The following is a 2,122-nucleotide window of genomic DNA, read 5'->3' on the forward strand; positions in this document are numbered from 1 at the left end:
GACATGAGCGCCGAGGAGTTCACCGAGGTGCTGCGGGCGAAGGTGGAAGGCGCCACGCACCTCGACGCTCTCTTCGGCGACCCGGACAGCAGCGGGCATCTGGGCGACGGCGAGGGCCTGGACGCCTTCGTGCTGTTCTCGTCCATCTCCGCCGTCTGGGGCAGCGGCGGTCACGCCGCCTACGCCGCGGCCAACGCCCACCTCGACGCCCTCGCCCAGGACCGGCGGGCCCGCGGCCTGACCGCGACCTCGGTGAGCTGGGGGCCGTGGGGCGAGGGCGGCATGATCGAGGACGTCGGCGAGGCCGAGCTGCGCAGGCGCGGACTGCCCACCCTGGCACCGGGGGCGGCGGTCACCGCGCTCCACCAGGCGCTGACGGAGGACGACACCCATGTCGCCGTCGCCGACGTCGACTGGGAACGGTTCGCGCCCGCGTTCACCGCGCTGCGCCCAAGCCCGCTCCTCATGGGTCTGCCCGAGGTACGCGACCTCGGGCAGAGTTCCGAAGGCGCCGCCGGAGGCGCGCACGGCGACGAGAACTCCGCGCTGCGGCGACAGCTCGCCGGCCTCTCCACCGCCGAGCGCGACGCTGAACTGCTCGAACTGGTATGCCGCGAGACCGCGGCCGTCCTCGGGCACCGCAGCGCCGACGCGGTCCCGGCCGACCGGGCGTTCCAGCAGCTGGGCTTCGACTCGCTCACGGCGGTCGAGCTGCGCAACCGGCTGGCCAAGGAGTCCGGCCTCTCCCTGCCCGCCACCCTGATCTTCGACTACCCGACCCCGGTGGTACTCGCCGGACATCTCGGGACCGAGGTGTTCGGCGACGGCGTCGTCGCCGCGGACAGCGCGCCGGTGGCCGTGGACCGCACTGACGACCCGATCGTCATCGTGGGCATGAGCTGCCGTTTCCCAGGCGGCGCGGAGTCTCCGGAAGCGCTATGGGAGCTGCTCACGGCCGGTGCCGACGGGATATCGGGCTTCCCGGGGAATCGCGGCTGGGACCTGGGTTCGCTGTACGACCCGGACACCGACGGCGTCGGCACTTCCTACGTCGCGGAGGGCTGCTTCCTGCACGACGCGGCGGACTTCGACCCGGCCTTCTTCGGGATTTCGCCGCGCGAGGCGCTGGCGATGGACCCGCAGCAGCGGCTGCTCCTGGAGACCTCCTGGGAGGTCTTCGAGCGGGCGGGCATCGACCCGATGTCACTCAAGGGCGACCGTATCGGGGTGTTCACCGGCACCAACGGCCAGGACTACGGCTATGTGCTGGGCGGCGCGGGCGACGAGGTCGTGGGCTACGGCGCCACGGGCAGCTCGGCCAGCGTCCTGTCCGGCCGCGTCTCATACACGCTGGGCCTCGAGGGTCCGGCGGTGACGGTCGACACCGCATGCTCGTCGTCCCTGGTCGCCCTGCATCTGGCGGCGCAGGCCCTGCGCGACGGCGAGTGCTCGATGGCGCTGGCGGGTGGCGTCACCGTCATGTCGATGCCGGGCACGTTCGTGGAGTTCTCCCGGCAGGGCGGCCTGGCTCCCGACGGCCGCTGCAAGGCGTTCGCCGATGCGGCGGACGGCACGGCCTGGGGCGAGGGTGTCGGCATCCTGCTGGTCGAGCGTCTCTCGGACGCCCGCCGCAACGGCCACGAGGTGCTCGCGGTCGTCCGGGGTTCGGCGATCAACCAGGACGGCGCGTCCAACGGCCTGACCGCCCCCAACGGACCGTCTCAGCAGCGCGTCATCCGCCAGGCCCTCGCCGGAGCCGGCCTGTCGGCGGCGGACGTCGACGCGGTGGAGGCGCACGGCACGGGTACGACGCTGGGCGACCCCATCGAGGCGCAGGCGCTGCTCGCGACGTACGGCCAGGAGCGCCCCGAGGGGCGTCCGCTGTGGCTCGGTTCGGTGAAGTCGAACATCGGTCACACGCAGGCCGCCGCGGGCGTCGCCGGGATCATCAAGATGGTCATGGCGATGCGGGCGGGAGTCTTGCCCCAAACCCTGCACGTCGACGAGCCGTCCACCCATGTGGACTGGTCGGCAGGGGCCGTCGAGCTCCTGACCAAGTCGATGGCGTGGCCGGAGACCGGCGTACCGCGCCGCGCGGCGGTGTCGTCGTTCGGTATCAGTG

General features: G+C 72.6%; 1 protein-coding gene. It reads left to right on the forward strand.

The window, feature by feature from the left end; genetic code table 11:
- Positions 1 to 2,122 (forward strand): type I polyketide synthase (locus ABEA26_RS35790; RefSeq protein WP_345598223.1); only part of this gene is annotated, 2,122 nt, incomplete at both ends.

It is taken from the genome of Streptomyces marokkonensis, from assembly GCF_039539045.1.
Lineage (GTDB): Bacteria > Actinomycetota > Actinomycetes > Streptomycetales > Streptomycetaceae > Streptomyces > Streptomyces marokkonensis.